Genomic DNA, 25,687 nt, shown 5'->3' with positions numbered 1-25,687 from the left:
GGGCCCCGACCGGTATGCCGTTCGGGGCCTTCGCGCGTCTCGCGACGTCCGCCTAGCAGGTCGTCCACATGCAGACGAGCTGCGTGGGTGCCGTCGGGTCGGCGGCGACCGAGCCGTGGCCCCAGATGTGGTCGCCAGAGGGGTCGACGCCCGCCTTGGTGACCCACATGGCACCCACCCACACGTCCGGGCCGTCGGGCGCGGCCTCTCCGTTCGTGGCTGGCTGGACCTCCTTGGCGGTCCGGAACCAGGCATCGATGACGCTCATTCCGTCGCGGGTGTAGCGGGCCAGCTTGCGTCCCTCATCGGTGTTGTCGAAGGTGATCGCGCCGTAGCCGAGCATCGTGTGCAGGCCGTCGAAGGCGCCGTCCCAGCGGCTCAGCACGTCGCCGCCACCGGCCGAGATGACGTCGTCCTGGAGCGGCCCGCAGGCGGCCACGGCGAACCACTCGAGGTCGTTCTGGCCGTAGAGGTCGCCGGGTGATGCCGGCGCCGCACCGACGGAGCTCGGGGTCAGGAGCACCGACTGCTTCTTGCCGGGCACGCACAGCACCCAGCCGTTCTGGTTGGCGTGGCCGGTGTAGAAGACGAAGTCGGCGGCGTCGACCCACGTGTCGTCGTCGGAGTGCCAGTCCGACTCCCAGGCGTTGAGGTCGCCCCAGTTGAAGTTCGTCTGCCACCCGTCGGCCGACAGGCCGTCGACGAAGCCCTGGGCGTTGGCAGGGCTGCCACCCAGGGGCGTGCTCTGGTCGATCTGCCTGACCCAGCTGGTGCCCGCCTCGCTCGGGTTGACTGCACGGTCGGCTCGGGCCCCGTTGCGGTCGAAGGGTCTCCGGGCTGCCGGGGGCCTGTCCCCCCGCTCCGACTGCTCCTCCACCTGCGCAAAGACGGGTCCGCGGTCGGTGGCCGCCACGAAGGTGTGGCGGCCGTGCACGGTCGATCGGCCCCTGCCACCGGCGTGGTCGACGTCGAACGCGCTCGTGAAGACCCACACCGGCGTGAGCACCGCCTGACCGACGTCACCCGGCGCGAGGTAGTACGCGAGGTAGGCGCCCTCGCGGTCGAGCGTGTCGCCCGAGCCGAGCCTCTCGAACGCCTCGTCGACGTCGAGCGCGTCGACGAACGTCGGATCGCCGACCGGGCGGAAGCCGCCGTTGGCGCCGATGAGCCGCCCCCCGTCACCGAAGGTGAAGGAGAGCTTCCCGCCACCGCCGATGACCGGGAGGACCTTCGGCTCCGAGTCCACCCCGGGGTTGCGGATGCCGAGGGTGAAGCGTGCCTGCACGTCCAGCTGCCGGGTGCGCCGGTCCGCACGTGCGCGGCGACGTGCCCGTGCCGCGACGTGGGTACCGCCGGGGCCTAGCTCGACGAGCTCGACGAGGTCACCGGTCCGAGGGGCGAGGTCGTGGCGCTCCATGAGACCCCTCGCCAGCGCGTAGGCCTCGTCAGGCGTGGGCAGCACGGGTCGCAGGGATGGGTTGTGCAGCTGCGACCGGTCCGCCGCGAAGAGCTCGCCGGAGGCGGTGAAGACCTCGAGCACGAGGTTCTCGTCGGAGACGGAGAGACGGTCCCCGTCCTCGGTCACCTCTCCCCGCAGCTCCAGCAGGTCGGCGGCGAGGGCGGCGACGCGTTCGAGGTCGAGCCGCGGTCGGCCCAGCTCGAAGACGGGCAGTGACGTGGTCATGGAGATCTCCCTGGTCCGGGCGTCGGACGACGCAGGGGACAGAGGCCCACCGGACAGTCACTGATACGCCGTCCCGTGGCCGGTGGCGGACGCGCCCGACACCGGTCACGGGACGGTGTGACGGGCGTCAGGGCATGCGGCCTGCGACCCAGCTCGTCGTCCAGATCCTCGAGAGTTGGACGCGCTGGCCGGGTCTGGGTGCGTGCCAGACCTTGCCGTAGCCGGCGTAGATGCCGACGTGGTAGGCGCGGCCCCCGGACATGAAGAAGATGAGGTCGCCCTGCTGGACGTTCGCCTTGCTGATGCGGACGCTGGCGAGTCTCTGTGCGTTGGCGGTGCGCGGGACGCCGACGCCGAGACGGGTGCGGTAGGTGTAGTAGACAAGGCCGGAGCAGTCGAACGCCGACGGGCCCGCGGCCCCGTAGCGGTAGGGATCGCCCTGCTGTGCGGCGGCGATCCTGACGGCGGTCCTGCCGCGCGCAGCACGCGTGGCGGCCGAGACGTAGGCGACCGGTTTGGCCTTGATGGTGACCGGAGCGGTTCCCGCTCGAGAGGCCGCCTGGGGCGTCACCGACGATGTCGGCGCGCTACCCGTCCCGACGAGGAGGGCGGCTGCGAGAAGTGGCGTGATAGCCAGGGACTGCAAGGGAATTCGGCGTGCAAGGGTAGAAGCGGGCATGGTGGATTCCTTCCCACGCCTGTGAGGTGAGCTGTCGGGTTCGGGCGGAAGATGCCCGGCCGCAGATGCGGCTTCACCCCAAGGACCGGCTGGCCGGCCCGAAAGTGGGTCCCCCACTCCTGTCCGTTATTGCGTTGCTGCCCCACCGGTGGACAGGACTCGGCGTGCGGTGGGCCGCTCGGGGGAGACCCCGGGCGATGAGCATCCATCGACGGTGACAGACAGGTCACGAAAAGGGTCCTACACGAACAGATTGTGGCAATAGTTGACAAGTCAAATGCGGTGGGAGCGGACATTCCGTCGGCCGCCGCGGCGTGATGGACGTCCTCGGTAGCCCACGGCATACGCAGTCCGGCGCTGCTGCGCTCCGGTAAACCGGTGGACCACCGCGGACGTCGTGACACACCATGGACGCTGCTCCGTCGGGGCACGTCAGTCGTCAGCGGGGAGGCCCGCGGAGAGGTGGGTGGCCGTCATGGCCTGCTCAGCGGTCAGGGTCCCGCCCCACCTCCCCCACCCCGGCTGACCGGGTCACCCGGTCCTGCCCGACTGACAGGAACAGACCGTGAAACCATTGACGGACAACGAGATTCGCGCCTCCTTCGTCAACGCCTCCCGGCGTGAGGCCAAGCAGGCCACCCTTCCCGCCGACCTCGACCTCGGACGGCGCTGGGAGACGCTCGACTACCTCGGCTGGGTCGACCGCAGCAACCCGCAACGGGCCTACGCCGTCGTCCCGGTCGACGACGAACCCGTCGGCTTCCTCCTCCGGACCGCAGAGCGCACGCGCAAGGCGAGCGCGATGTGCGCCTGGTGCGAGGACGCCTTTGCGACGAGCGAGGTGGGCCTCTTCGTGGCCCGGCGGGCCGGGGCATCCGGCCGCGAGGGCAACAGCCTCGGCACCCTCGTGCACGCCGACTTCAGCTGCTCGACGCACGTCCGGCGGCCGCCGAACGGCATGGAGGGCGGCCTGGACCCGCTCGCCCTCGTCGAGCGACGTGTCGAGGAGCTGCGGGCGCGGTCGTCGGCCTTCGCCCGCCGCCTGCGCGACGGCTCGTGACCGTCGGCTGACCTCCAGCGCGTCGGCCCGGACCCGAGCGGGCGGTCCGGCGGCGCGCCCGAGCGCGCCGTTTGGACGTCGCGGCCCGACTGTTGCTACGGTTGGCGACGCCTCGCAGGCGTAGTTCAGTAGCAGAACAGCCTTCTTCCAGAAGGAAGACGTACGTGCAATTCGTGCCGCCTGCTCCAGATGGGAAGGGCCCGGTCTCCGTGACCGGGCCCTTCTGCCGTCCGAGCACGTATGCCGTCCGGTCGGGGCTCGCGGGCCGGGTGGCCGGCGCTCCCCACCGTCAGCGCTCGTTGCCGCGCCGGTAGTTGCCGGTCGCCCGGGCCAGAGCGTGCTGGACCGCGTCCTCGTCGTCGCCGTCGAGCACCCGGTCGAGCCGGCGTGCGGCTGCGCCGGCGACGACGGCGACGAGCCGGCCACCACGGCTCACGCGGATCTGGCCCGAGGCGGTGCGCTGCCAGTCGAAGGGGTCCAGGGCGAGGCGGTGGCGGGCGTCCATGTCCCCATCCCAGCGGCTCCCGACGCGTGACGCACCCCGTTTGCGACCGGGCCGTCCCGGCTACGGGTGCGTGGCGCACAGCCCGGCCGGGCGGCATACGCCCTCGGAGGCCGCTCGTGGCGCAACCGTGACCTCTCCCCCTTGCGATCGTTACCGGTCAGTAGCATCATGGAAGTGACCGGCCAGTAACTTGGCGCGCCCGCCGACGACAGCGCGGACGCACGACGAGCGACAGAACGTGGAGGGTCCCCGGATGGGCCACTACAAGAGCAATGTGCGTGACCTCGAGTTCAACCTCTTCGAGGTCTTCAACCGTCAGGACGTCCTCGGCACCGGCATCTACGCCGACGTCGACGTCGACGCCGCCAAGGACATCCTCCGCGAGGTCTCACGCCTCGCCGAGCACGAGCTGGCCGACAGCCTGCTCGACAGCGACCGCAACCCGCCCGTCTACGACCCGGTCGGCCAGTCGGTGACGATGCCCGAGTCGTTCAGGAAGTCGTTCAAGGCCTACGTCGACGGCGACTGGGGCAACCTCGACGTCCCCGCCGAGCTCGGCGGCATGGTCGTGCCGGCCTCCCTGCGCTGGTCGGTCGCCGAGATGGTCTGCGGCGCCAACCCCGCGATCCACATGTTCACGGCGAGCTACTCCTTCGCCAACCTCCTCTGGCACCTCGGCACCGACGACCAGAAGAAGCTCGCCAAGCACATCGTCGACCAGGCCTGGCACACGACCATGGTGCTCACCGAGCCCGACGCCGGCTCCGACGTCGGCGCGGGCCGCACCAAGGCCGTCCAGCAGCCCGACGGCACGTGGCACATCACCGGCGTCAAGCGCTTCATCACCTCGGCCGAGTCCGACATGGTCGACAACGTCGTCCACTTCGTCCTGGCCCGCCCCGAGGGCGCAGGCCCCGGCACCAAGGGCCTCTCCCTCTTCATCGTGCCGAAGTTCCAGGTCGACCTCGAGACCGGCGAGCTCGGCGAGCGCAACGGCGCCCACGTCACCAACGTCGAGCACAAGATGGGCCTCAAGGTCAGCACCACGTGCGAGGTCACCTTCGGCGAGCACGAGCCGGCCGTCGGCACCCTGCTCGGCGACGTGCACGACGGCATCGCCCAGATGTTCAAGGTCATCGAGAACGCCCGGATGTTCGTCGGCACCAAGGCGATCGCCACACTCTCGACCGGCTACCTCAACGCCCTCGAGTACGCCAAGGAGCGCGTCCAGGGCGCCGACCTGACGCAGATGACCGACAAGGCGGCGCCGCGCGTCACCATCACGCACCACCCCGACGTCCGCCGTTCGCTCATGCTCCAGAAGGCGTATGCCGAGGGCCTGCGAGCCCTCGTCATCTACACCGCGAGCCAGCAGGACGCGGTCAACCAGGCGCAGGCCGGCAACCCGGCCGTGCCGCTCGAGAAGGGCTCGGCGGCCGAGGTCGCCAACCGGATCAGCGACCTCATGCTGCCCCTCGTCAAGGGCCTCGGCTCCGAGCGCGCCTGGGTGCTGCTCGGCACCGAGTCGCTCCAGACCTACGGCGGCTCGGGCTTCCTGCAGGACTACCCGATCGAGCAGTACGTCCGCGACGCGAAGATCGACACGCTCTACGAGGGCACGACCGCCATCCAGGGGCTCGACTTCTTCTTCCGCAAGATCGTCCGCGACAAGGGCCAGGCCCTGCAGCACGTCGCCGGACAGATCCAGGAGGTCGCCAAGGACCTCGGCGGCTCGCTCGACACCGAGCGCGAGCTGCTCGGCCGGGCCCTCGAGGACGTCCAGGGCATCGTCGGCCACATGATCGGCGACGCCATGAAGAGCGACCCGCGGATGGGCGGCGACACGGCCAACCTCTACAAGGTCGGCCAGAACACGACCCGCCTGCTCCTCGCGGCCGGTGACCTCGTCGTCGGCTGGCTGCTGCTCCGCCAGGCCGAGGTCGCCCAGAAGGCTATCGACGGCGGCGCCACGGGCAAGGACGCCGACTTCTACCGCGGCAAGGTCGCCGCAGCGTCCTTCTACGCCAAGAACGTCCTGCCGAAGCTCGCCGCCGAGCGCGCCATCGCCGAGGCCACCGACAACGACCTCATGGACGTCCCCGAGTCCGCGTTCTGACGCGCACCACCCCTCACCTCGAGGCGCCCCTCCCCACCCGGGGAGCGGGCGCCTCGTCGTCTCACGACGGCGTGCGTATGCCGTCCGCCCCGGTCACGGGGTGCCGTGGCGGGCGCGCGGTGGCGCGGCCGTGAGTGGAACGCCAGCCGACTCGGTCGCGACGACCGAGGGGGCCGAGCGAGGTCAGGCGAGCGACCGCTGGTAGGCCGGGCACAGCTCGACGATGCGGAAGCCGAGGTCCTCGTTGATCGAGACCATCCACGAGTTCGTGTCGTCGTTGCCGGTGACGACCCGCTGCCGCTCGGGGTGGTCCACCTGCAGGCGCCGGAGGTTCTCGACCTTGAGGGCCATGCCGAGCCGACGTCCCCGGTGGTCGCGGTGCACGAGCGTCCCCCACTGCCAAGCGATCCCAGGGGCACCCGAGGGCAGCATGAAGTCGGTGTAGGCCACGACGTCGCCACTGTCCTCGTGGACCGCGACGGTCGTCAGGCGTACGCGCCCTTGGGCACTCGCGACGTCGAGGTACTCCCGGTAGCGCGCCGGCGTGAGGGACTCCTCCTCGAACTCGATGTCGCCCGTCGGCGCGTCGACGGCGAGCTGGTTCATGACGGCGCAGAGCGACTCCTGCAGGTGCTCGGGCACGCCGCCGACATGGGTCTCGAGGCGGTAGACGCCATCCCAGCGCGGTCGGGCGTGCTCGGCGTGCCGGGCGAGGAGCTCCTCGGCGACGGGCAGCTGGAGGTGGCGCATGATCTCGGTGTTGCTGAGGTGGAAGCCGTGCCGCTCGGCGAAGCGGCGGTAGCCGTGTCCCTCCGACTCCGGGGGCACGAGGAAGTCGACGACCATCGTGACGCGACCCTCCTCACGGGCCCGCTCGAGGAGGCGCTCGACGAGGGCGGTGCCGGCGCCGCGCCTGCGGTGGGCCGGGTCGACCTGGACGTCGGTCCACGTCATCGTCGTGTTGTCCGACAGCGGCAGCCAGAGCGTCGCGACGCCGACGAGCTCGTCACCGTCGTGGGCCGCCCACATCTCCATGCGTTCGGCCTCGTCGACGTGACGCCACTCGACGAGCGTCTCCGCGAGGGACGGCGGCTCGTTCCACGGGCGCTCGTGGCCCTTGCTGGCGATGATGACGTCGTACGCGCGGGCGCAGACGGCGTCGTCGTGCACGTCGATGAGCCTCGTCTCCATGGCACGACGGTAGGGGTCCGCGCGTGGGCGCTGCCATCGAGTTTCCCTGGGACGGGGCGCTCACTCGACAGGGACGGGGCGCTCACTCGACAGGCGGAGCGCGCGTCAGGTGCGGGGTGCGCGGGGGCGGGTCGCGCCTAGCAGGAGCAGGCCGGCCGCGAGGACGGCGAAGCCGACGACCGGCGTGACGTCGCCGACGAGGAAGAAGACCGGCCGGTTGCCGAGCACGTCGACGCCGACGATCGAGACGATGAGGATGCCGAAGAAGAGCACGCCCGCCGACACGGCGGCCACGGGGTCGACCCAGCCCCGCGGTTCCGGCGCGGCGTCAGCCGCCGGGCGAGGCCCGCGGTCGAAGCGGACGAAGACGGCCACGAGCAGACCGGTCACGACCGCGAGCACGGCGAAGAGGAGCGGCCGGGTCAGCCACCACTGCCACGACGCGACGGACGGCTGGACGACGCCGACTGCGCGCAGCGCCAGGAGCACCGTCATGAGCGCCGTGAGGTGCCAGAGGAAGGCGGTCATCGCGAAGGGTCCGGCCAGGACGACCGAGCGCCAGACACGGGGCCGGGCGAGCACGCGCGCCATGACCGGCCGCAGGACGACGGCGAGGCCGCAGATGCCGATGCCCTGGGCGAGCAGGGCCGCCGTGGGCGGCGCCATGTTGGAGACGGCCTCTCCGGGCAGGCCCACCATCGACGTCGGGTAGGGCCCGAACGCGACGGCGAGACCCATCGCGCCGAAACCGAGGAGGGCCATCGCCCAGCCGCGTGCGGTCGTGAGCAGGCCGTCACGCCAAGCGAACCCGAGCTGGTGCAGGGCCAGCCAGACGAGGGCGAAGTTGAGGTTGCCGATGAGCTCGGGGCCGCCCCCGAAACGCACGACGTCGACGACGCACGCCAGCAGGACGAGCACCGCGACGACGACGAGGCCCCAGCGCCGGTGGAGGTCACGCATCAGCGGGGCGAAGGCACAGGCCCCCAGGTAGATCCCGACGAACCACAGCAGCTGCGGCACCATGACGAGGGCGTCGCGTGCGAGCCTCCCCGCGTCACCGGGACGCGACGTCAGGCCCGATAGGTCGGCGACGACGCCGAGCGCTACCCAGACGGCGAGGAAGGCCAGGGTGGGGCGCAGCAGGCGCGTCGCCCGCGCCCGGAAGAACGCGGCATACCGTCCGCGGGGCTCGGGTCGCCGGCGCTCGAGCGACTCGAGCGTGTGGGCGTGGGCGACGCCCCCGACGAGGAAGAAGAGCGGCATGACCTGGAGCAGCCAGGTCAGTGGCTGGAGGGCCGGCACGACCGCGAGCGCGTTCGTGATCTGCCCGTCGGGCGTGATCGAGACCATGAGCCAGTGCCCGAGGACCACGACGAGGAGAGACCCGACACGGAGGGTGTCGACCCAGCGGTCCCGGTCGGCGGGGGTCGCGGCGTCGATCTCGGAGGCCGTGCGGGGCGACGCGTCGGGCACGGACAGCGCCCCGCGCAGGTGAGTTCTCCTGCTCAGGCCACCGTCCGTGGCTCAGCCCCCCGTCCCCCACTCACCCACCGTCGAAAGGCCMCGAACCGGAGTTCCGGTTCGTGGCCTTTCGACGGTCGAGGGCCGGGTTCGTGGCCCTCCGACGGTTCTAGATGGTGCCGTCGCGGTGCTCGACGCGACGCTCGACGACCTCGTCGCCGTCGACCCGGCGCTCGACGACGTCGGGAGCGCCCCGGCGCTCCGTGACGACCGTGTGCTGGGTGCGCGCGCGCTGGGCGTTGAGGACGAGCGCGAGGATGATCGCGAGCGCGCCGGCCACCATGAGGATGATCCCGATCGTGTTGCCCGTGCTGCTGCTCAGGTTGAGGACGCTGGAGTCGATGTTCGTGAAGCTGAAGATCGCGCCGACGACGAGCAGGAAGATCCCGAGTCCGATACCCATGAGGTCTCCTTGGCTGGGGTACGCCCTGGACGCGTACCTGCGTGCCACATACCCGCCGGTCGGCAAACCGTCACGATCCCGGCATCGACGGGCCCGCGGTCAGCCGGAGCGCCGCCGCCCGAACGCGAGAGAGACGGCCGAGACGACGAGCATGACGACCCCGACACCCACGGCGATCGCGATCTCGTAGTAGAGGTTGCGCGCCGCGAGACCGTAGGCGGCGTCGGCGATGGTGCGCGCCACCTCCGGGTCGACGCGGCGCATGAGCGGCTCGCGCGAGACCATGACGGCGAGGGCGAGCGCGAGGGCCGTGACGATCCAGCCAATGGCGACGAGCGTGGTCGCCGTGCGCCAGCGCCGCGCGAGCGCGATCGACAGCAGCGCCAGGGCGCCCACGACGAGCGGTCCCCACGGGCCCCACGCGTCGGCGATGCGGTATGCCGCCTGGGCTTTCTGCAGGTCGGTGGCCTTGACGAGGGGGATCGTCACGACCGGCGCGATCGACCCGGCGTCGGGGACCCCGGCCTGCTCGAGCGTCGACGTCAGGGCCGGGACCGGGATCGTCAGGCGCACCGAGACGCGCCCCTGGTCGTCGAGCTTCGTGTCGGCCCGGCCCTCCATGACGGCGATGAACTGGGTGTGCAGCGCCCAGACGCCGGTGGCCCAGGCCGTCGTGACCTGGGGGCTCGCGACGAGGGCGGCAGCCTGGGTCCGGATCGGCGCCTCGAGCGCCTTCTCGATCGCCGGCTGGAGCTGGACCGCACCGAGGACGCCCTCGACGACGCCGTCGGTGAGGGCCTCCTGGACCAGCGGTTTCGTGACGACCGGCCGCAGCTCCTCCACGAAGACATCGGTGCGCGTCAGCATGACCGACGCCCAGAAGCCGACGAGCGACACGGGCAGCAGGACGATGGCCAGCAGCCCGCACACCGCCGAGAGGACGGAGCGTCCGCTGCCACCAGATGCCTGTCGTGCCACGTGTGCCGCCTTGTCGTCCGCTGGTCTCGTCACGACCTGCTGGGGGGTCGAACCGGCTAGCTTGCGGCCTGGACCCCGCGAAGGTCGAGAGTCAGTGTGGCATCGGCGGTCGGGTCGAGGGTGACCGGGATCCCCCAGTCCTGCTGGAAGAGGTGGCACGCGGCGTGCTCGGGCACCTCCCCCGTCTCGGGGTCGCCGTCGCAGGCGGCAGCCTGCACGGAGATGTGCAGCGTGCCCGACCCGATGCCGTCACGGAGGACGAGCGTCCGGGTCAGGCCCTCGGCCCGCCCGGCCCCGGAGACGAGGAGCGCGTCGGGCGTCGCGGACACGTCGAGGCGTGTCGGGTCGCCCCAGCGCAGGTCGAGCTTCTGCCCGGTCGGCGGCACGAAGGTCACCTCGAGGGCGACCTCACCGGCGGGCAGCGGAGTCGGCGGCCGCTGGGTGCGGTGGGCGGGGCCGTCGACGCGCTGGGCGGCCTCGGGCAGGCTCACGCGGGTGAGGCGGTGGGCAGCGGACTCGACGACGACGAGGCGCACCTCGCCGGTCTCGGGGTCGTGCTCGACGACGGCGTCGCTCGGCTCGGCCAGTCCCTGGGCCAAGGTCGACACCTGGCCCGTCACGGGGTCGAAGCGTCGGACGGCACCGTTGTAGGTGTCGCTGACGGCGACCGAGCCGTCGGGCAGCTCGGTCACGCCGAGCGGGTGCTGGAGCAGCGCGTCGGCGGCGTCGCCGTCACGGTGACCGAAGTCGAACAGGCCGGTGCCGACGTGGGTCTCGACGACGAGGCCGCCGTCCGCACCGGTCGTCACCGACCGCAGGGCGGAGGTCTCGGAGTCGGCGACCCAGACCCGGTCGCCGGAGGCGGAGGCGGCGAGGCCGGACGGCTGGGCGAACCACGCCTCAGGTGCCGGTCCGTCCACGAGCCCCTCGTTGGACGTGCCACCGACGACCTCGACGCGGCCGTCCTCGAAGGTGTTGCCCGGCGTCCACGCCCACAGCTGGTGCGTGCCGGCCATCGCGACGAGGAGCCGGTCGCCGAGCCACGCGAGGTCCCACGGCGTCGACAGCGGCTGCTCGAGGGCGGGACCGCCCCCGGTGCGCTCGCGGAGCTGCGACCCGGTGCCGGCCACGACGTGGACCGAGCCGTCGGAGAAGCGGATTCCCTTGACCTGGTGGTTGACCGAGTCGGCGACGAGCAGGTCGATGCCGAGCCGCTCGGCCACGTCGGGGGTCGCGAGGACGACGCCTTGCGGCTCGTTGAGCAGACCGTCGCCACCCCACCGGGCCCGCTCGGTCTCGAGGTCGTCCTCGAGGTGCACGACCTCGTGGTCGGCCGTGTCACTGACGACGAACGACCCGTCCGGCAGGGCGACCGCCTTGCCGGGGAAGCGAAGGGCGGTGTCGGGGGCCGGCGGCGGGACGTAGGGGTCGTCGCCCGGCTGGAGGGTGCCCTTGGCCCGGTGCTCCTCGACGAGCTCCGTGACGAGGGAGGCGAGACCCGGGCCGTGGCCCTCCCCCGACATCGACGCGACGACGTAGCCCTCCGGATCCAGCACGACGAGCGTGGGCCAGGCGCGGGCGGCATACGCCTTCCACGTCACGAGCTCGGGGTCGTCGAGCACGGGGTGGTGGACGGCATACCGCTCGACGGCGGCGGCCAGCGCGTCGGCGTCGGCCTCGTGCTCGAACTTCGGCGAGTGGACGCCGATGATGGTCAGCGCGTCGGGGAACTGCGCCTCGACTGGCCGCAGCTCGTCGAGCACGTGGAGGCAGTTGACGCAGCAGAAGGTCCAGAAATCCAATACCAAAAGACGACCTCGGAAGTCCGCGATGGAGTAGGACTTGCCGCCGGTGTTGAGCCAGCCGCGCCCCGTGAGTTCCGGGGCGCGGACACGGACGCGGGCGCGGGGTGAAGCAGTCACACAACAACGCTACGTCAGGTGCCTTGAAGCTAGTTGCCGCGCCCGTCCGGTGGGCACCGGCGAGATATCGCCCCCCACCGTGGACGTTAGTCAGTGGCAAGGGCCGTGTCCGTATTCGCCCCATCGTTGGCGCTCGCGTCTACTGTGTTCCGCATGGGGACGACGGGGCTCGAAGTTCGGTTGCGCGAGGGACGCCAGCGCGCCGAGGTGTCTCAGTTCACCAAGACCCTCGACGAGATCGTGCTCTCGCTTCGTGAGATCGACAAGGTGTACCTGCGCCGTGGGACGCGCGCGACATGGGTGCTAGCGGACCTCTCTCACGACGACGAAGACCTTGTGGTGCGCCTAGAAGCCCGCCCGTCGCCGCGCTCCCGCCCCACGGAGGACATGCTCGTCCCGGTGTCAGCGTTCGTCTCCGGTGCAGAGCACTTGGCGGAGGTCGCCGAGGTGCCGCGACTCTTCATGCCGAGCACCGTCGAGCGCGTGTTGCGGATCGCTCGTCCAGACAGCGGCGTCGAGCGGGTGAGCGTTGCGACCTACAACGGCCAGCGCGGCAGGCTCGTGGAACTCGGTGACGACGTGGTGGCACATGCCAAGGAGGCAGTCCGTCCGCACGAGACGTCCTATGGGACGGTCACGGGTGTCCTCGACGCCGTGGCGGTCGCGCATCGCCGGAGCGACGTGAAGGTGACGATCTTTAGCGAGACAGACCACCAAGCCGTAGAGGGCTACGCGCCAGAGGGATTCGCGGAGGAACTGCGCATGCTCTGGCGCCACCGCGTCGTGATCGGGGGACGAGTGAAACGGAACCAGAGGGGCCAGGTGCTCCGCATCGAAGTGAATCGCATCGAGCGCATGCCCGAGGACAACGCCGGAAGGCCGCGCATCGAGCGGCTCATCGGCGCTGCGCCGCGGTGGCTCGGCGGTCAGTCTGTGGACGAGTACCTGCGGGGCGTGCGTGGTGCCTAGGCGTGCCGGGCGCGTCGAGGCGCCCCTCATCTATCTCGACTCGTGCGTCTACCTCGACGTTGTGGTGAAGAACAAGGAGCCAGACAAGGATTCAGGCGAGCCGCGCTGGGAGGTGGCCGCGGAGGTGTTTCGCGCCATCAGCGCGGACCGCGCGAGGCTGGCCGCGTCGGCCCTCATCGAGGCCGAAGTCTGCTGCAACGGGCAGGCCCGACAGGGTGACGAGGATGTACGGAAACTCCTGCGCGGCTGGTTCACGGCCCCGGCGACGCTCTGGACGGATGTGGACCGCTTCCTAGCGCGCGAGGCGGCGAAGCTCTCAGCAGAGCACTCCGACAAGCGGGCGAACCGCAAGCGGACTTTCGGCGGCGCCGACGCGACGCACCTCGCTGCGGCGATTCGCCTCGGCTGCGACTACCTCTTCACACACGACGAGGGCTTCCCGCTCGGGCACACGATCGAAGGTGTGACCGTGATGCGTCCGGCGCCGGTCTGGCCCGCGAACCTCCTCGACCACGTTGAAGAGGCCGGGTAGTCCCGGAGCATCGCGACTGCCACCCCTTGGGCGTGCCGAGTAGCGGTCGCGACCACGGTCGGCGATGGTGAGCGCATGGACTCCAAGGTTGTGATGGCAGTAGCGAACAACGGCGACGACGCCGAGGCGGTGCAGTGCAACCACACGTCGCCGCGTGAGGCTCCCGAACCGAACCGCACAGTGCGCGTCGTCCGGGACCGAAACACGCTCTACGCAGTCATGCACGAGTGGTCTGTGCGTGATGTCGTCTACCCGCTTGGATTCGAGCCTCCGGAGTGGTGGCCGACTTCCGACGAGTTGGCAAGCAACGCGCGGTAGTTCGCGCAAGACAGGGGAGACCGATGCGGTACGAGGTGCCGATGACGCGCATCACGTGGGAGGTGCTCTGCAACTTCGCCGAGACGACGCGGGGCGACCCGCGCACCGACTCGCTCACCCGGTCAGCACTGCGTCAGGTCCAAGCCGGGGCCAAGGTCCACGTCCCCGCCGACAATGACTTCGCGGTCTTCGTGAAACTCGACACGGGCGAGGCGCTCACCCTGAAGGCCGTCGCCTCAACCTTGCTTACCGACTGGATGGCGACGTTGCCCGAAGACCGCGCGCTGTGGACCGAGCAGGATCGCGTGAGCGCGCAGTGTCTGGAGGTGGACATGGCCGAGATGGTCGTGCACGCGACCGGTGTTCAGGCGAAGGCGAAGCCGAGCCGGGGCTGGTTCCGAGGACGGTCGTAGGCAGAACGCGGAAAGGCCCAGCTCGCGAGCAGGCGGGCCTGTCCGTTTCGGCGTGTCGAGCCCCAATTGCCGTCGTAACCGCTCCGTACCATCAAGGCGACCGCGGCACGACGTCGCGGAGAACAGGGAGGCACGACATGGCAGACGAGGAACAGGACGCGCAGACGCGGGTGTGTCCCGCGTGCGGCGCCGTCATTGGCGGTAGCACAAGAGACGTTGAGCACCACAACGGGTTCCACACCCAGATCCACCGACTGGAGGTACTCGTGAAGGCGTTGCCGTCCGCTGCGCAGATCGACCAAGCGATGGGCCGTCGCTAGCGGTGTCGCAACCCATAGAACCCAGGAAGGCCCCGCCTCGCGATGAGGTGGGGCCTTCGTGCCGCGTCAGCCCGCCTCGACGCCCGAACCATTGGCGGGTGTCGCGCGGCAGGGACACGAGGACAGACCGCGAGACATCGCCGCGAGGGAGCGACGGACCGGCGCCGAGAGCGACAGCAGCCGAGACAGCAGGGAGCGTCTCGGCGGACAGCGTGAGCGGCGCGGCGTCGAGGCCGACGAGGTGCGCGACGAGGAGCGTCCGGCGCGACAGGCTCGGCGTCAGTCGTCGTCATCCGGCACGGTCACAAGGTCGTCAGGGTGGACAGACACGACGGCGCCGAGGTCGTCCAGTGTCCGCGAGACAGCCAGCGCCCACGAGAACGCGCGCGGCGAGGTGATGACGGGCTCGCCCGCCTCCAGAGCGGCGAGGCGCTCGTGCGGGAGGCAGGAGCGCTTCTCGGCGTCAGGGTCGAGGGGCGGGAGGTCGCAGACACAGAAGCCCGCCATCTTGCGGGCGTTGGCGAGGAGGACGGCGTACGCGCCCGGGACGAGCACGCCGACGCGGCGCCGGGAAGAGGAGCGGCGTCCCATCAGCGGCCCGTCCCAGCCCAGCGCGCGGCGGCGGCGCGACGGGCCTTGGTCGAGCGGGCCTCGGGGGTCGAGAGCACGGCAGGCGCGTCCTCCTCGGGCTCGGAGAGGTCGAGGCGACGGAGCGTGAGGGCCAGGAGCGCTCGCGTCTGGCGGAGTTCCGGGATGAGCGGGTGGACGACAGTGCCGCCGTGAGAGCCGCGAGCGACGAGCGGCGCCTCGCGGAGAGCAGCCTCCAGGCGTTCGATGTGGTCGGCGAGGCGGGCGGCGTCCTCCAGCCAACGGAGGTCGCGAGCGTCCGGCGTCACGTCGATCTCTTCGAGGTCATCTAGCATCCCGTTCCAGAGGCGCAGCCCCGGGGCGCCGAGGCCCTCGGGAGGAGTGAGGTTGTGAGCCATGAGGCCACCTTTCGAGAGGTCAGGACGAGGGGCCCAGGCGGGCCCTCGGAGGGGCGGGGCGAGGCCCCTTGGAGAGTTCTGGAGGTCGAGCACGCTCGGCGAGGTGCTATAGGAACCGCGCCAGTGGGAGCCCCCGGGGAAGGGGCCCTCCCCCTAGGGGTCGAGCGGTCGAGCCGAGCGCCGCGGTCGCGAGCGCGACGACGAGCGAGAGTCGAAGCGGCGAGCGCGGCGAGCGTTCAGCGCGACGACGACGAGAGCGACGAGCGTCGAGCAGGGCGAGCGAAGCGACGAGCGACGACGCGACGAGGGCCCGCCCATCGCCGGGAAAGGCGAGAGAGGCGAGCCCCCGTCGTCAGAGCGTCAAGCGCTCACGTCGTCAGTCGCTCGCGCTCTTGCGAGGCGAACGCTTGGCAGGGGCAGGGGCAGGGGCAGGGGCAGGGGCAGGGGCAGGGGCGGGGGCCTCCTCCGTCCACTCGGGAACCTCCAGCACGGGCAGGCCCGTCACGGGCGGGAGTCCGTACGTCACGGTCGAGGCAGCCACGTCCCGGAAGTACGCCGGGACCGAGCGCACCCGGGCGACGCGGGCCTCTGCAGAGCGGAGGGCAGCGCGGGCAGCCTCCACCTCGGGCATGAGGGCAGCCTCGGCGTCGGCGGCGGTGCGGGCGATGTCGGCGCCGTGCTCTCCGGCGAGGTGCACGAGGTCGAGGAACAGATCGCGGAGCGGCTTCGCGTACGTCGCGGCACGGGCACGGGCAGCCGCGGCGTAGGTCTCCGCCTCGGCGAGTGCCTCGCGGTGCTCGGAGGCGATGCGCTCGGTCGTGGCACGGGAGAGCGAGCCGAGGCGCGCGTGCTCCGCCGAGAGGCGACCGTCCAGTGAGGGAAGGACGAGCAGCGCGTCGGCGGCGAGTTCGGCGTCCATCGCCGCAGCTCTGTATGCCTCGGCGGTCGTGGCGTACTCCGTCGCGACCTCGGCGAGGTCGTCGTCCGCGGGCACGAGGCCCTCGGCCATCAGGGCGGGCACGTCCACGACGCCGCCCGCGTACGGGAGAGCGAGCGTGTCCGGGATCGGCGAGCGCCGGACGGATTCGCCAGCGAAGGCGGCGTCACGCCTGCGAGCGGTCTCGGTGATCTTGAAGATGTGCGCGGCCATCTCCTCGGCGGTCGCGGTGTCGTAGTCGATGGCGGGGGCGATGTCGGTCATGGTGAGTTCCTTCGGGGTCAGGCGGTCAGGGCGGAGATACGGGAGAGGCGAGCCTCGTGACGGGCGGCGTTGCGACGGTTGTCCGACGGCGAACGGAGGCGCTTGGTGTGGGCGTTCTTCGGGCGGATGGGCGTGTTCGTCATCGCCCACGACGAGGCAGGCAGCCCGCAGAGTGCCCTCGCCTCGGTCAGGTCCATGAGAGTCGCGGCGCCGCCGTTCTCCGCGAGCGAGACCGCGAAGATGCGTCCGGCGCGCTCGCCCGCGACCTCGCCGGAGAGGGACGGGGCGATGTCCTCGCGGGTCAGGTGACCGGAGGCGACGAGGGAGAGCAGGGCGTTCCCGTGGTCCGCGGAGAGGGCGCTCACTTCGCGGCCTTCGCGCGAGCAGCACGCCGAGCGAGGCGAGCAGCTCGGCGCGCTTCGTACTCGTCGGCGCGGGCGTCGGCGAGTGTGGCGAAGGTGAGCGATTCGACGCGGCCCTCGCGGTTCTCGCGGATGAGTGAGAGCACGAGCCCTTCGTGCGGGTTCACGATGGCGCCCTCGGTCTTCGTCAGGTCGAGGAGGAACGAGCGCGGGTCGCCGCCGAAGGGAACGACAGTCACGGTCACGGGCTCGCGCGGCACGTCAGCCGGGAGGAAGTGAACGACCTGCGAGGCGGCCGGCGCCTCGTCGGCGCCGCGGCGAGTGGTCATGGTGAATCGGGACAGGGACATGAGTTCTCCAGAGGTCAGGAGCGGGTGCGGAAGCCGTCCGCGGCGGTCGAGCAGGAGGGGCGGTCGTTTACACGACCGCGGGAGGCGCCGGGGCGGGCACGAGGTCGAGGCCGACGAAGCGGCCCGCCTCGTCCACGAGGCGCACGACGCGCAGGCCCGAGGAGGTCGAGCCGTAGGAGGCCACGGGCGCCGCGAGAGCGACGACGACGCGAGCAGGGGCAGGGGGCAGAGCGGCGGGAGCCATTCGATGTCCGATCGACAGAGACCCGGGCCCGCCGTCACGGATCGGACGACGAGCCGACGGGCCCGGGGAGCCCGCGGGGATCAGCCGCGGGAGCAGGAGGGGCGCCGGGATGGCGCCGAGGCCCGCGCGAGGCGGGCGGGCAGGGCAGCGGCGGGGCGTGTGTACGGAACGCGACCGAAAGCGGCGTTCTACACGCCTCGTCTATTTCCTCTATAGGTGTCGTCGTCTAAAGAGGAAATGACGAAGGGATGTAGAAACGAGGTTTCGGTCGCGTTCCGTACACAAGGGCGTAGGAGCGGCCCGCCCCGGCGCCGCCCCGGCGTCAGGCAGAGCGCCGACGACGCGCCGGGAGGCTCGTCACGTTCGGCGAGCCCTCCGCCGCGCGAGTGCGAGCCTTCGCCGCCTCCTCGCGCTGGAGCATCACGGGCCGAATCTCGGCCCACATGAGCGACGCCACGCGGTCGAGGACGGCGGAGAGCATCTCCTCGGGCACGTCGCCGAGGTTCAGGGTCACGGGCAGGTCAGACATGTTCGGTTCCTCTCTCAGGGTGATTCAGGTCAGGGCGCCAAGGGCCCCGACGCCGCCCGCCGAGGGGCAGCGCCGGAGTCCAGGCGGTCAGGCGGTGCGCCGGAGCGGCATCTCCGCGGCGGCCTCGGCGCCGTGTCGAGCGAGCGCGTCGGCGAGGGTGTCGAGGCCCAGAGCGGCGCGACGCGCGGCCTCGGTCGAGTAGCGCCACGAGCGTCCGCCCGGGGCGCGGTGCTTGGCGCCGAGGACATCCGTCGCGACGGCGTAGAAGCCACGCGAGCCGCCGACACGCGGCAGGCAGGCGGGTCCGCCGTAGTCCTCGTGCTCCCATTCGAGCCACTCGTCCGGCGCCTCCTCGGCGGCCTCCAGCCACTCGGCCACGAGCGGCGATGAGACGTACGCGGATAGAAGCTTCGTCGTCGCGATGGTCGCCGGGGGCGGCGTGTCCTCGTCGGCGACCCAGACGCCGAGCCACGCTCGGGCGGTCTCGGTCTCGCGATGCTTCACGCTCGCCCTAGAGCGGCGCCGGAGTTCGGCAGCGGGCACGGGCTCGCGCTTGGCGCGCGGAGGCTCCCAGCGGCGCACACGAGCCCGAGCGGCGTCGACCACTTCGCAGAGGTAGCCGAGGGCCTCGGGCTCGCGCACACGGGCACCCAGCGTCCACAGAGAGACGTAGGTCTCGGAGTCGCCCGGAGTCGGCGCCGGAAGCGCCCGCAGGCGCGCGAGGAGAGCGCCCGCGAGGGCGGTAGCAGCCACGCGCACGGGCGCGGCGTCGCCGGACCGGAGGAACATCGCTCCGGGCGCTCTGTAGAGGCGCGAGCCTCCGTCGGCGAGTGTCGGCACGAGCCATCGATCGGCGAGGCGGCGCGGGCCCGGGAGGTCGAGCGTCTGGGGGTGCTCGTCGTGGGCGTCGGCGTAGACCTTGCGGGAGGTCGCGCGGTCTCCGGCGTGTGTGGCGCCGGGTGCGTGCAACGGCACGCGCTGGAGGCGTGCGCCCCAGTCTGTTTCTGTCATCAGGGAATCCGTTCGGTTAGGTGGTCGCGGCGTGGCGGTCGCCGCAGGGTGTGTAGGGCTCAGGGTCGATGCGCGGGCTCGTGATGGCGACGCCGCCGCCTCTCCCGTCGGAGAGGCAGCGACGCCGCGAGCCCGCCAAGGCTTCGACCACCGTTCCCGCCGCGGGTCGAGCCCGCGGAGGCTTGTCGTCCGGCGCCCGTCGGCGCCGGGAGTGAGGGCGCCCGCCCGCCCCGGGGCTCAGACCTCGGCGCATGACCAGACCGAGGGAGCCGCGCAGGGCGGGCGAGCATGTGAGCGCACCGTCACCCGACAAGGGCGGCGCGCTCGGTCCTCCTCGGCGACGTTCAGCGCCGAGGAGGAGCAACAGGCCCGGAGAGCGCGTGTGCGGCGTTCTCCCTGCCTCGGTAGGGCCCGGGCCCTACCGAGGCAGGGACGGGGCGAGTTCGCCTCTCGGAGAGGCGTATAGGCGGTGCGAGACCGCGCGAAGCGCCGCCCTACGGGAGCAGGGCGGCGAGGTCTTCGACGGTCACGCCGGGGCGCTCCAGCGCGCGCCGGATGGCACGGACAGCGGCGACGGCGGCGTGCCGCTCGGCGTTGCTCGCGCGCGTGCGGCAGAGCCCCGAGCAGAACCGAGCATCGGCACGGACAGCGGCGAGCGAGGCGCCGCAGTGCGAACAGGTCACGAGGTGGTCCTCCTCTCGGCGACGAGGTGTGTAGGCGGTGCGAGACCGAAGAGAGGCCCCCTCGGCGACGATGCCGGGGCGCGACGGAGAGCGAGGCTCTCGGAGGAGTACAGGGCCGGTTCTGGCCCGTGTGCTCACGGCGCGGCGACGATGCCGGGGCGCGGGGCGCAACTTGCCCCTCTGGATAAAGACTCCGCCGGGAAAGTGGCAGACGCTCACGCGGCAGACATCGCCGCAGGTCAGCCCTGCAACGCACTCGGGCGTATCGAGGCGGTCCGGCGCGAGGGACGCGGGCGGGCGCGAGCCGCGCGCCGGAGGTGTTCCCTGCCTCTGAAGAGGGCCACCAGTACGACGTACGCTCACGCGCCGGACATCGCCGCAGGTCAGCCCTGCAACGCACTCGGGCGTGTCGAGGCGCCCGCAGGCGACTCCAGGGCGGGACGTTTACACGAAGCTCTCACGCCGGGAACGCGAAAGCCCTCGCCCCGTGGAGGAAGGGCGAGGGCCTCGGAGGCGCGACCGGTTAGGCGCGGCTCTTGCCTGCGGGAGACGTGCCTCCGGGAGGGTTGACCCAGTGGATGAGCACGCGCTCGCCCGGGTAGAAACGTACGCCACGACCGGAGGCCCGGCTGACCGTCACGCGCTCGATGGCGAGGGCCAGGAGCGAGCGGCGCTCGTCCAGGGGCAGGGCGTCCCACGCCTCGCGGCTCTGCGTCATGTCGAGGAGCGGAGTCATGTCGCCCTGCGGGTCCGGGAGCGAAGCGAGAGCGGCCCGGGCCTCGGCCACACGAGAGCGGAGCCCCGGGAGCCTCTGCGCCGCCTCGTCCTTCGTCATGAGGCCGGACGCCATGAGGTCGAGGACGCGAGCGAGGTCGGCGTCGAACTTCGCGACCACCTCGGCGAGGCGGTTGCGCTCCGTGACCGCCTCTGGGTCCACACGCGCCGCCCATCGACGGGCCACCTCGGCGAGGAGCTCGACGCGATGCGGGTCTTCGGCCTCGTCCTCCGGGTCGATGGCGAGGCGGCGGAGGAAGGCGTCCACTACCGCCTCGTCGGTCCGAGCCTCGGGAGCCGTGAAGCCCGGGCACGTCGTCCCGGCGTTCGCCGAGGCGCAGTTGTAGGAGCGGTGGCCCGCGCGGTTGCCGGTCACGCGGGCGAGCCGCTCGCAGGACGCGCACCTCACGAGGCCACGGAGGAGCGTCGGGCGCCCGCCGTCCACTGGCCCGCGCGACCCGTGCCCGTGCTCGCCCCGCCGCCCGTCATGGAGGGCCAGGACGAGAGCGCGCTCGGTCTCCGTGATGACGCCCTCGCCGACGGAGACCGGGAGCCCGTCGGCGTTCAGGTAGACATCGGCGACGTTCGCCCATCCGCCCGAGGGCGTCTTGCGTCGGAGCGACTGGAGGCCCGCGAAGCCCGGAGACTTCAGGAGTTCGCGGATGGACGAGGAGCGCCACTCGCCGCCGCGGGTCGCCGGGATGCCCTCGACGTTGAGCCCCTTCGCGATGAGGTACGGCGAGCGACCGGCGAGGGCCTCGTCCGCGATGCGGCGGGCGAGGGCGTACGTCTCCGGGTCATGCTCCAGCGTGCCGTCCTCCGCGCGCCGAAGCCCTAGGGGCGGCTTCCCGCTCTGCCACTGGCCGTTCTCCCGGGCGAAGCGGCGGGCCCGGGAGACGCGCTCCGAGAGTTTCTCGGCCTCCTCCCGGGCGACCTCGGCCCGGACGATGAGCGACAGGCGGGCGCGCTCGTCGCCCGTGTCCGTGCCGTCCACGCCGAGGACTCGCCGCCCCTTGCCCGCGTGCCGCTCGGCGAGCTCGCCCGCGGCCACGGCGCCCTTGCGCGTCGCGCGGTCGAGGCTCCAGACGATGAGCGTGCGGAACTCCTCGCCGCCGTCGAGGTCGCGGAGCGCCTCCTCCCACACGGGGCGGGCCTTCGTGCCGAAGCGGCTCGCGCCCGTGCCCTCGCGCTCCGCGTAGACGCGGACGACCTCCAGCCCGACGCGCGCCGAGAGAGTTCGGCAGTCGGCCTCCTGCTCGCGCATCGAGCGCCCGAGGCGGGCGGTGTCCTTCGAGTTCTTGTGGGAGCGGCGGACGTAGATGGCCGCGGATGCGTTGGGGGTGGAGTGGCGCGTCGTCATGCAGGCACCGTAACGGCGAGTTGCTCCTAGGAGTGGAGTTTCCAGAAGTCGAGGACGACGACCCGACCGCGCAGATCGGCGAGCGACAGCGACCGTCCGCCGGTGTTGAGCCAGCCACGGCCGACGAGCTCGGGGGCCCGGACCTTGACGCGGGAGCGCAGCGAGGCGGTCTCGACCCCGGCACCGGGCGTCACGAGAGCCTCCGGTCGGTCAGCACGGGGAACGTGCGGCGCCACTCCGGCGTCGCCGCGGTGTCGATGTCGATGCTCAGCACCTCCTCGTCAAGGCCGGCGGCGGCCAGAACCTTCCCGGTCGCGTCGACGACCTGCGAGTGGCCACCCATCTCGTGGCGGGCGTGCGTGCCCGCGGTGTTGCACTGGAGCACGACGCACTGGTCCTCGACGGCACGCGCCTGGCCGAGCAGGGTCCAGTGCGCGACCCGCTTGCGCGGCCAGGCCGCCGGGATGACGAAGACCTCGGCGCCGTGCTCGAGAAGGCGCCGGTAGAGCTCGGGGAAGCGCAGGTCGTAACACGTGGAGAGCCCGACCGGCACCGTGCCGCCGTCCGCGACGGGCACATCGACGACGACGAGGTCCTCCCCCGCGTCCATGAGGCTCGGCTCGCCCTCGCCGAAGCCGAAACGGTGGATCTTGCGGTACGTCGCGACGAGCTCGCCGTCGGGCGAGAAGACGAGGCTGGTGTTCCAGAGCCCTCGGCCACCGGGCTCGGGGGGCTCGGCCCGTTCGACGATCGAGCCGCCGTGCAGCGTGACCCGGGCGTCGCGGGCGGCAGCGGCGAGCGCCTGCGCGACGGGCCCGTCGACGGCCTCGGCCCGCTCGTCCCACGCGGTGTAGTCGAAGCCGCCGGCCGACCACAGCTCGGGGAGCACGACGAGGTCGTGACCGGCCTGGGCCCGCACGAGATCGACGACGCGGGCGGTGCGGTCGGCGACCGACTCGTCGTCGCCATAGGCCAGCTGGATGAGCGCAACCTTCATGGTCCAACTCTCACACGGTCGAGCCGGTGCCGGGCCCGCGGTTCCGTCCCGCGGGCGCCCTAGGGACCCGAGGCGGCCGACCGCGGTCGCCTGCAGGCCATCAAGGCGAGACTCGCACTCGCGACGCAGGTCGACGCGACGGAGCTCACGGCATACGGCCCCTGTCGGGAGGTCTACCTCGAGTCGCCGACAGGCGACGCCGACGCGGGGGTCACGGAACTGCGGCAGCCGGTGCGCTGAGCTGCGCCGCGTGGCGCTCGCGGCGTCGTGCCGCGAGCTCCTCGCGGAGCTCCGGGTCGCTCCGGACGAGGTAGACGAGGCCACAGTCCTGCGGTCCGCTCGCCCCCGGGAAGCAGAGGGTGCACGGCTCACCGAGCCGGATGGGGCACCTCGGGTCGGACGGTCGCTGCGGCATGTCGCCTCCTCGACGCCAATACTACATCGAGTAGTAGTGACGCTCCGACCGCCCGGTCAGCGCCGCGAGCCCTCGTCGCGGCGGGCGAGCGCGGCCAGACGCTCGTTGTATGCCGTGAGCTCGGCATCGCCGTCACGGTCGGCCCGGCGGTCCTGCCGCACCGACTCCGCGCTGTCGGTGCGGAACCACTGCAGGGCGACGGTGAGCGAGAGCACGAGGCTCGGCAGCTCACCGATGGCCCACGCCACACCCCCGCCGTAGCGCTGGTCCGCGAGCGGGTCGGTGACCCACGGGATGGCGACCGTCGGGAAGAAGTCTCCGCCGAGGAGCGTCGTGCCGCTGATCATCGCAACACCGAAGAAGGCGTGGAAGGAGATCGTCGCGAAGAGCACGACGAGGCGCAGCGCCGGGCTCCAGCGCTTGGGGCCCGGGTCGACCCCGACGAGCACCCACGCGAAGAGGTAGCCCGTGAGGACGAAGTGCGCGGTCATGAGCAGGTGCCCCGTGTGAGTCTGCAGGGCCAGCTGGAACAGACCGGTCCAGTAGAAGACGACGAGGCTCATGAAGAAGAAGACCGCCGCGAAGACCGGGTTGCCGACGACGGCGAGGAACCGCGAGTGGATGAGCGCGAGAAGCATCTCGCGCGGGCCGAGCGTGCCGTCGCGGCGTGACCGGACGGTGCGCAGCGCGAGCGTCACGGGCGCACCGAGCACGAGGAAGATCGGGACGACCATCGCCTCGAGCATGTGCAGCGTCATGTGCCACGAGAAGGCGACCCGCCCGTAGATGCCGAGCACGCCGTTGGTGGCGTAGACGAAGAGCAGCCAGCCCACGACCCAGCTGACGGTCCGCATCACCGGCCAGGCGTCGCCACGACGGCGCAGGCGCACGACACCGGCCAGGTAGAGCCCGACCGCCAGCAGGCCGGTGGCGAGGAAGAGCCACTCGACCCGCCAGGCCGTGAGCCACGACATCGCCGTGGGGGCGGGTGGCGCGGGGTAGCCGGTCAGCGAGAGCGCGGCGCTCGGGTCTGCCACCGTCTCGGGCACCGGGGGCTCGCTCCGCGCGAGCGCGGTCGCGACGCCGAACGCGAGCGCCATGACGAGGGTCTCAGCGACGGCGAGGCGCACGAAGAGCCGGCTCCGCAGCCTCCGGGCACCCTCAGGGACGCCGGTGCCGGCGGCGCCGGCACCCGAGGTGCCGGTCTCGTCGATGCGATCGAGCGTGACGCGCCGGTGCCAGACGCCCGCGACCCCGAGGACCGCGAAGGCCAGGACCTTGACGAGGACGAGGACGCCGTAGGGCGTCGCGAGGTCGGACCACGAGCCGAGCCGCGTCGTGGCCGACATGACGCCGGAGGCGCCGAGGGTGACATAGCACCAGAGGGCGACGGTCGAGTAGCGGCGGGCGACGACGCCGAGCGCGTCACCCAGGGGACGACGGAGCACGATCAGTGCGAGGAGTCCACCGACCCAGACGGCAGCACTGAGCAGGTGGGCGGCGATCGCGTTGACGGCGGTCTCGTGGTCGGCCGACCCGCCCGCGTGGCCGGCGAGGCCGAGGACGAGCAGGCCGAACGCCGAGACGACGGTGAGCGCGAGCGCGACGGCACGAGAGCGGGCCACGGCGGCGACCGAGGCGACGACGAACGCGGCGACCGCGCTGATGAGCCCGACCCGGAGCGGCTCGATCGACCACACCGACCCGGTGAAGTTGCGTCCGAAGAGAGGGTCGCTGAGCGGCATACCTGCTGCATCGGCGAAGGTGAATACGACGCCGACGGCCCCCGCGAGCGCCCAGACGAACGCCGCGGCGGTCGCGACCCGGAGGGCGGCGGCGCGGCGCGGCTCGTCGAGCGCGGCGCTCTCGGCGCGCGTGCGGCCGGGGATCATCGTGGCGGCGAGGAGCAGCGAGCCGATGGTGAGCGAGGCGGCGACGTCGTGGACGACCCGGACGAGCGGAAGGGCCCAGCGGACGACCGGGCCCGCGTCGGTCAAGCCGCCGGGCAACGGGGCGGCCGCGCCGGTGTAGCGCGCGGCGACCACGCTCGCCAGCAGACCGACCGCCACGACGGCGGCGAGCACGAGCGGGACGAGCCCGGAGGCCGGGGTGGTGGGGCCTGTCCGCGGGCCGGCGAGACCGTCTCGCTGCAGGGTTGGCATGC

At 71.9% G+C, this 25,687-nt stretch carries 28 protein-coding genes, 1 tRNA gene and 1 riboswitch; of the genes, 7 read left to right on the top strand and 22 right to left on the bottom strand.

Translation table 11 applies throughout. From position 1 onward, the window contains the following. Positions 1-52: 52 nt before the first annotated feature. Both AC1DW8_RS05420 and AC1DW8_RS05415 read right to left on the bottom strand, forming a co-directional pair. Positions 53-1,684 (bottom strand): DUF6345 domain-containing protein, encoded by a 1,632-nt coding sequence (locus tag AC1DW8_RS05420; protein ID WP_478092450.1) that lies wholly within the window; start codon positions 1,682-1,684, stop codon positions 53-55. Between the two features lie 127 nt (positions 1,685-1,811). Then, on the bottom strand, positions 1,812-2,330 hold the full coding sequence (locus AC1DW8_RS05415) for a C40 family peptidase (RefSeq protein WP_235509578.1): 519 nt from the start codon (positions 2,328-2,330) through the stop codon (positions 1,812-1,814). A 34-nt stretch (positions 2,331-2,364) separates the two neighbouring features. Continuing rightward, positions 2,365-2,507: riboswitch (cyclic di-AMP (ydaO/yuaA leader) on the bottom strand. 421 nt (positions 2,508-2,928) lie between these two features. Here AC1DW8_RS05415 and AC1DW8_RS05410 point away from each other — a divergent pair. Continuing rightward, complete coding sequence (locus tag AC1DW8_RS05410; RefSeq protein WP_478092448.1) at positions 2,929-3,423, top strand: FBP domain-containing protein; 495 nt, start codon at positions 2,929-2,931, stop codon at positions 3,421-3,423. 114 nt (positions 3,424-3,537) lie between these two features. After that, positions 3,538-3,611 (top strand) — tRNA-Gly (locus AC1DW8_RS05405). Positions 3,612-3,712: 101 nt separating this feature from the next. Here AC1DW8_RS05405 and AC1DW8_RS05400 read toward each other — a convergent pair. Further along, entirely contained in the window at positions 3,713-3,928 is a 216-nt protein-coding gene (locus tag AC1DW8_RS05400) for a hypothetical protein (protein WP_478092446.1), read from the bottom strand. A gap of 253 nt (positions 3,929-4,181) precedes the next feature. Between AC1DW8_RS05400 and AC1DW8_RS05395 the strand changes: the two genes are divergently transcribed. Continuing rightward, complete coding sequence (locus AC1DW8_RS05395; protein ID WP_478092444.1) at positions 4,182-6,044, top strand: acyl-CoA dehydrogenase; 1,863 nt, start codon at positions 4,182-4,184, stop codon at positions 6,042-6,044. Between the two features lie 183 nt (positions 6,045-6,227). On the opposite strand, the gene AC1DW8_RS05390 is transcribed toward AC1DW8_RS05395, so the two are convergent. From AC1DW8_RS05390 to AC1DW8_RS05370, 5 genes are all read right to left on the bottom strand, one after another. After that, positions 6,228-7,235 carry an N-acetyltransferase family protein gene (locus AC1DW8_RS05390; RefSeq protein WP_478092443.1) on the bottom strand — a complete coding sequence of 336 codons (1,008 nt, stop codon included), beginning with the start codon at positions 7,233-7,235 and terminating at the stop codon, positions 6,228-6,230. A gap of 105 nt (positions 7,236-7,340) precedes the next feature. Continuing rightward, entirely contained in the window at positions 7,341-8,708 is a 1,368-nt protein-coding gene (locus AC1DW8_RS05385; protein ID WP_478092440.1) for an acyltransferase family protein, read from the bottom strand. 157 nt (positions 8,709-8,865) lie between these two features. After that, positions 8,866-9,159, bottom strand: coding sequence for a DUF6458 family protein (locus AC1DW8_RS05380; RefSeq protein WP_056774322.1), 294 nt, complete (start codon positions 9,157-9,159; stop codon positions 8,866-8,868). Between the two features lie 99 nt (positions 9,160-9,258). Beyond that, positions 9,259-10,137 (bottom strand): hypothetical protein, encoded by an 879-nt coding sequence (locus AC1DW8_RS05375; protein WP_478092438.1) that lies wholly within the window; start codon positions 10,135-10,137, stop codon positions 9,259-9,261. Positions 10,138-10,193: 56 nt separating this feature from the next. After that, positions 10,194-12,059 (bottom strand): NHL domain-containing thioredoxin family protein, encoded by a 1,866-nt coding sequence (locus tag AC1DW8_RS05370; protein ID WP_478092436.1) that lies wholly within the window; start codon positions 12,057-12,059, stop codon positions 10,194-10,196. Positions 12,060-12,212: 153 nt separating this feature from the next. Between AC1DW8_RS05370 and AC1DW8_RS05365 the strand changes: the two genes are divergently transcribed. The 4 genes from AC1DW8_RS05365 (at position 12,213) to AC1DW8_RS05350 (ending at position 14,291) form a co-directional block, all read left to right on the top strand. Next, complete coding sequence (locus AC1DW8_RS05365) at positions 12,213-13,028, top strand: hypothetical protein (RefSeq protein ID WP_478092434.1); 816 nt, start codon at positions 12,213-12,215, stop codon at positions 13,026-13,028. A gap of 61 nt (positions 13,029-13,089) precedes the next feature. Then, positions 13,090-13,560, top strand: coding sequence for a type II toxin-antitoxin system VapC family toxin (locus AC1DW8_RS05360; RefSeq protein WP_478092432.1), 471 nt, complete (start codon positions 13,090-13,092; stop codon positions 13,558-13,560). Between the two features lie 75 nt (positions 13,561-13,635). After that, positions 13,636-13,878 carry a hypothetical protein gene (locus tag AC1DW8_RS05355; RefSeq protein ID WP_478092430.1) on the top strand — a complete coding sequence of 81 codons (243 nt, stop codon included), beginning with the start codon at positions 13,636-13,638 and terminating at the stop codon, positions 13,876-13,878. A gap of 41 nt (positions 13,879-13,919) precedes the next feature. Further along, on the top strand, positions 13,920-14,291 hold the full coding sequence (locus AC1DW8_RS05350; protein WP_478092428.1) for a hypothetical protein: 372 nt from the start codon (positions 13,920-13,922) through the stop codon (positions 14,289-14,291). Positions 14,292-14,890: 599 nt separating this feature from the next. On the opposite strand, the gene AC1DW8_RS05345 is transcribed toward AC1DW8_RS05350, so the two are convergent. From AC1DW8_RS05345 to AC1DW8_RS05280, 14 genes are all read right to left on the bottom strand, one after another. Next, a complete protein-coding gene (locus tag AC1DW8_RS05345) occupies positions 14,891-15,202 on the bottom strand; it encodes a hypothetical protein (RefSeq protein WP_478092426.1) in 312 nt (103 codons plus the stop codon). Then, positions 15,202-15,597, bottom strand: a complete 396-nt coding sequence (locus AC1DW8_RS05340) for a hypothetical protein (RefSeq protein ID WP_478092425.1) — start codon at positions 15,595-15,597, stop codon at positions 15,202-15,204. The genes AC1DW8_RS05345 and AC1DW8_RS05340 overlap by 1 nt, the downstream gene beginning before the upstream one ends. 376 nt (positions 15,598-15,973) lie before the next feature. Then, on the bottom strand, positions 15,974-16,798 hold the full coding sequence (locus AC1DW8_RS05335; protein WP_478092423.1) for a hypothetical protein: 825 nt from the start codon (positions 16,796-16,798) through the stop codon (positions 15,974-15,976). A gap of 17 nt (positions 16,799-16,815) precedes the next feature. Further along, positions 16,816-17,163, bottom strand: a complete 348-nt coding sequence (locus tag AC1DW8_RS05330; RefSeq protein WP_478092422.1) for a hypothetical protein — start codon at positions 17,161-17,163, stop codon at positions 16,816-16,818. Continuing rightward, entirely contained in the window at positions 17,160-17,489 is a 330-nt protein-coding gene (locus AC1DW8_RS05325; RefSeq protein ID WP_478092420.1) for a hypothetical protein, read from the bottom strand. Before AC1DW8_RS05325 ends, AC1DW8_RS05330 begins: the two co-directional genes overlap by 4 nt. An 88-nt stretch (positions 17,490-17,577) precedes the next feature. After that, the gene (locus tag AC1DW8_RS05320; RefSeq protein WP_478092418.1) at positions 17,578-17,754 is read right to left on the bottom strand and encodes a hypothetical protein; all 177 of its coding nucleotides are present in this window, start codon (positions 17,752-17,754) and stop codon (positions 17,578-17,580) included. Between the two features lie 322 nt (positions 17,755-18,076). Then, a complete protein-coding gene (locus tag AC1DW8_RS05315) occupies positions 18,077-18,283 on the bottom strand; it encodes a hypothetical protein (RefSeq protein WP_478092416.1) in 207 nt (68 codons plus the stop codon). 87 nt (positions 18,284-18,370) lie between these two features. Then, complete coding sequence (locus tag AC1DW8_RS05310) at positions 18,371-19,294, bottom strand: hypothetical protein (protein ID WP_478092414.1); 924 nt, start codon at positions 19,292-19,294, stop codon at positions 18,371-18,373. 494 nt (positions 19,295-19,788) lie between these two features. Beyond that, positions 19,789-19,977: a hypothetical protein gene (locus tag AC1DW8_RS05305; RefSeq protein ID WP_478092412.1), complete on the bottom strand. Its 189-nt coding sequence runs from the start codon at positions 19,975-19,977 to the stop codon at positions 19,789-19,791. Between the two features lie 523 nt (positions 19,978-20,500). Beyond that, positions 20,501-22,111, bottom strand: coding sequence for a recombinase family protein (locus tag AC1DW8_RS05300; RefSeq protein ID WP_478092410.1), 1,611 nt, complete (start codon positions 22,109-22,111; stop codon positions 20,501-20,503). Between the two features lie 26 nt (positions 22,112-22,137). Beyond that, complete coding sequence (locus tag AC1DW8_RS05295; RefSeq protein ID WP_478092592.1) at positions 22,138-22,305, bottom strand: hypothetical protein; 168 nt, start codon at positions 22,303-22,305, stop codon at positions 22,138-22,140. Beyond that, on the bottom strand, positions 22,302-23,108 hold the full coding sequence (locus AC1DW8_RS05290) for a carbon-nitrogen family hydrolase (protein ID WP_478092408.1): 807 nt from the start codon (positions 23,106-23,108) through the stop codon (positions 22,302-22,304). Before AC1DW8_RS05290 ends, AC1DW8_RS05295 begins: the two co-directional genes overlap by 4 nt. Positions 23,109-23,319: 211 nt before the next feature. After that, entirely contained in the window at positions 23,320-23,523 is a 204-nt protein-coding gene (locus tag AC1DW8_RS05285) for a DUF6767 domain-containing protein (protein ID WP_478092407.1), read from the bottom strand. Between the two features lie 56 nt (positions 23,524-23,579). Beyond that, positions 23,580-25,685: a cytochrome c oxidase assembly protein gene (locus AC1DW8_RS05280; RefSeq protein ID WP_478092405.1), complete on the bottom strand. Its 2,106-nt coding sequence runs from the start codon at positions 25,683-25,685 to the stop codon at positions 23,580-23,582. Positions 25,686-25,687 lie beyond the last annotated feature (2 nt).

The sequence above is a fragment of the Terrabacter sp. P2_E3 genome (assembly GCF_056403915.1).
This window is presented reverse-complemented; position numbering and strand designations above follow the sequence as displayed.

Coding starts and splice junctions, on each gene's coding strand:
- AC1DW8_RS05340 (WP_478092425.1), bottom strand. CDS start 15,597: ATGGCTCACAACCTCACTCCTCCCGAGGGCCTCGGCGCCCCGGGGCTG.
- AC1DW8_RS05280 (WP_478092405.1), bottom strand. CDS start 25,685: ATGCCAACCCTGCAGCGAGACGGTCTCGCCGGCCCGCGGACAGGCCCC.
- AC1DW8_RS05335 (WP_478092423.1), bottom strand. CDS start 16,798: ATGACCGACATCGCCCCCGCCATCGACTACGACACCGCGACCGCCGAG.
- AC1DW8_RS05325 (WP_478092420.1), bottom strand. CDS start 17,489: ATGACCACTCGCCGCGGCGCCGACGAGGCGCCGGCCGCCTCGCAGGTC.
- AC1DW8_RS05355 (WP_478092430.1), top strand. CDS start 13,636: ATGGACTCCAAGGTTGTGATGGCAGTAGCGAACAACGGCGACGACGCC.
- AC1DW8_RS05350 (WP_478092428.1), top strand. CDS start 13,920: ATGACGCGCATCACGTGGGAGGTGCTCTGCAACTTCGCCGAGACGACG.
- AC1DW8_RS05290 (WP_478092408.1), bottom strand. CDS start 23,108: ATGAAGGTTGCGCTCATCCAGCTGGCCTATGGCGACGACGAGTCGGTC.
- AC1DW8_RS05420 (WP_478092450.1), bottom strand. CDS start 1,684: ATGACCACGTCACTGCCCGTCTTCGAGCTGGGCCGACCGCGGCTCGAC.
- AC1DW8_RS05315 (WP_478092416.1), bottom strand. CDS start 18,283: ATGTCTGACCTGCCCGTGACCCTGAACCTCGGCGACGTGCCCGAGGAG.
- AC1DW8_RS05390 (WP_478092443.1), bottom strand. CDS start 7,235: ATGGAGACGAGGCTCATCGACGTGCACGACGACGCCGTCTGCGCCCGC.
- AC1DW8_RS05395 (WP_478092444.1), top strand. CDS start 4,182: ATGGGCCACTACAAGAGCAATGTGCGTGACCTCGAGTTCAACCTCTTC.
- AC1DW8_RS05365 (WP_478092434.1), top strand. CDS start 12,213: ATGGGGACGACGGGGCTCGAAGTTCGGTTGCGCGAGGGACGCCAGCGC.
- AC1DW8_RS05345 (WP_478092426.1), bottom strand. CDS start 15,202: ATGGGACGCCGCTCCTCTTCCCGGCGCCGCGTCGGCGTGCTCGTCCCG.
- AC1DW8_RS05380 (WP_056774322.1), bottom strand. CDS start 9,159: ATGGGTATCGGACTCGGGATCTTCCTGCTCGTCGTCGGCGCGATCTTC.
- AC1DW8_RS05310 (WP_478092414.1), bottom strand. CDS start 19,294: ATGACAGAAACAGACTGGGGCGCACGCCTCCAGCGCGTGCCGTTGCAC.
- AC1DW8_RS05320 (WP_478092418.1), bottom strand. CDS start 17,754: ATGGCTCCCGCCGCTCTGCCCCCTGCCCCTGCTCGCGTCGTCGTCGCT.
- AC1DW8_RS05300 (WP_478092410.1), bottom strand. CDS start 22,111: ATGACGACGCGCCACTCCACCCCCAACGCATCCGCGGCCATCTACGTC.
- AC1DW8_RS05400 (WP_478092446.1), bottom strand. CDS start 3,928: ATGGACGCCCGCCACCGCCTCGCCCTGGACCCCTTCGACTGGCAGCGC.
- AC1DW8_RS05285 (WP_478092407.1), bottom strand. CDS start 23,523: ATGCCGCAGCGACCGTCCGACCCGAGGTGCCCCATCCGGCTCGGTGAG.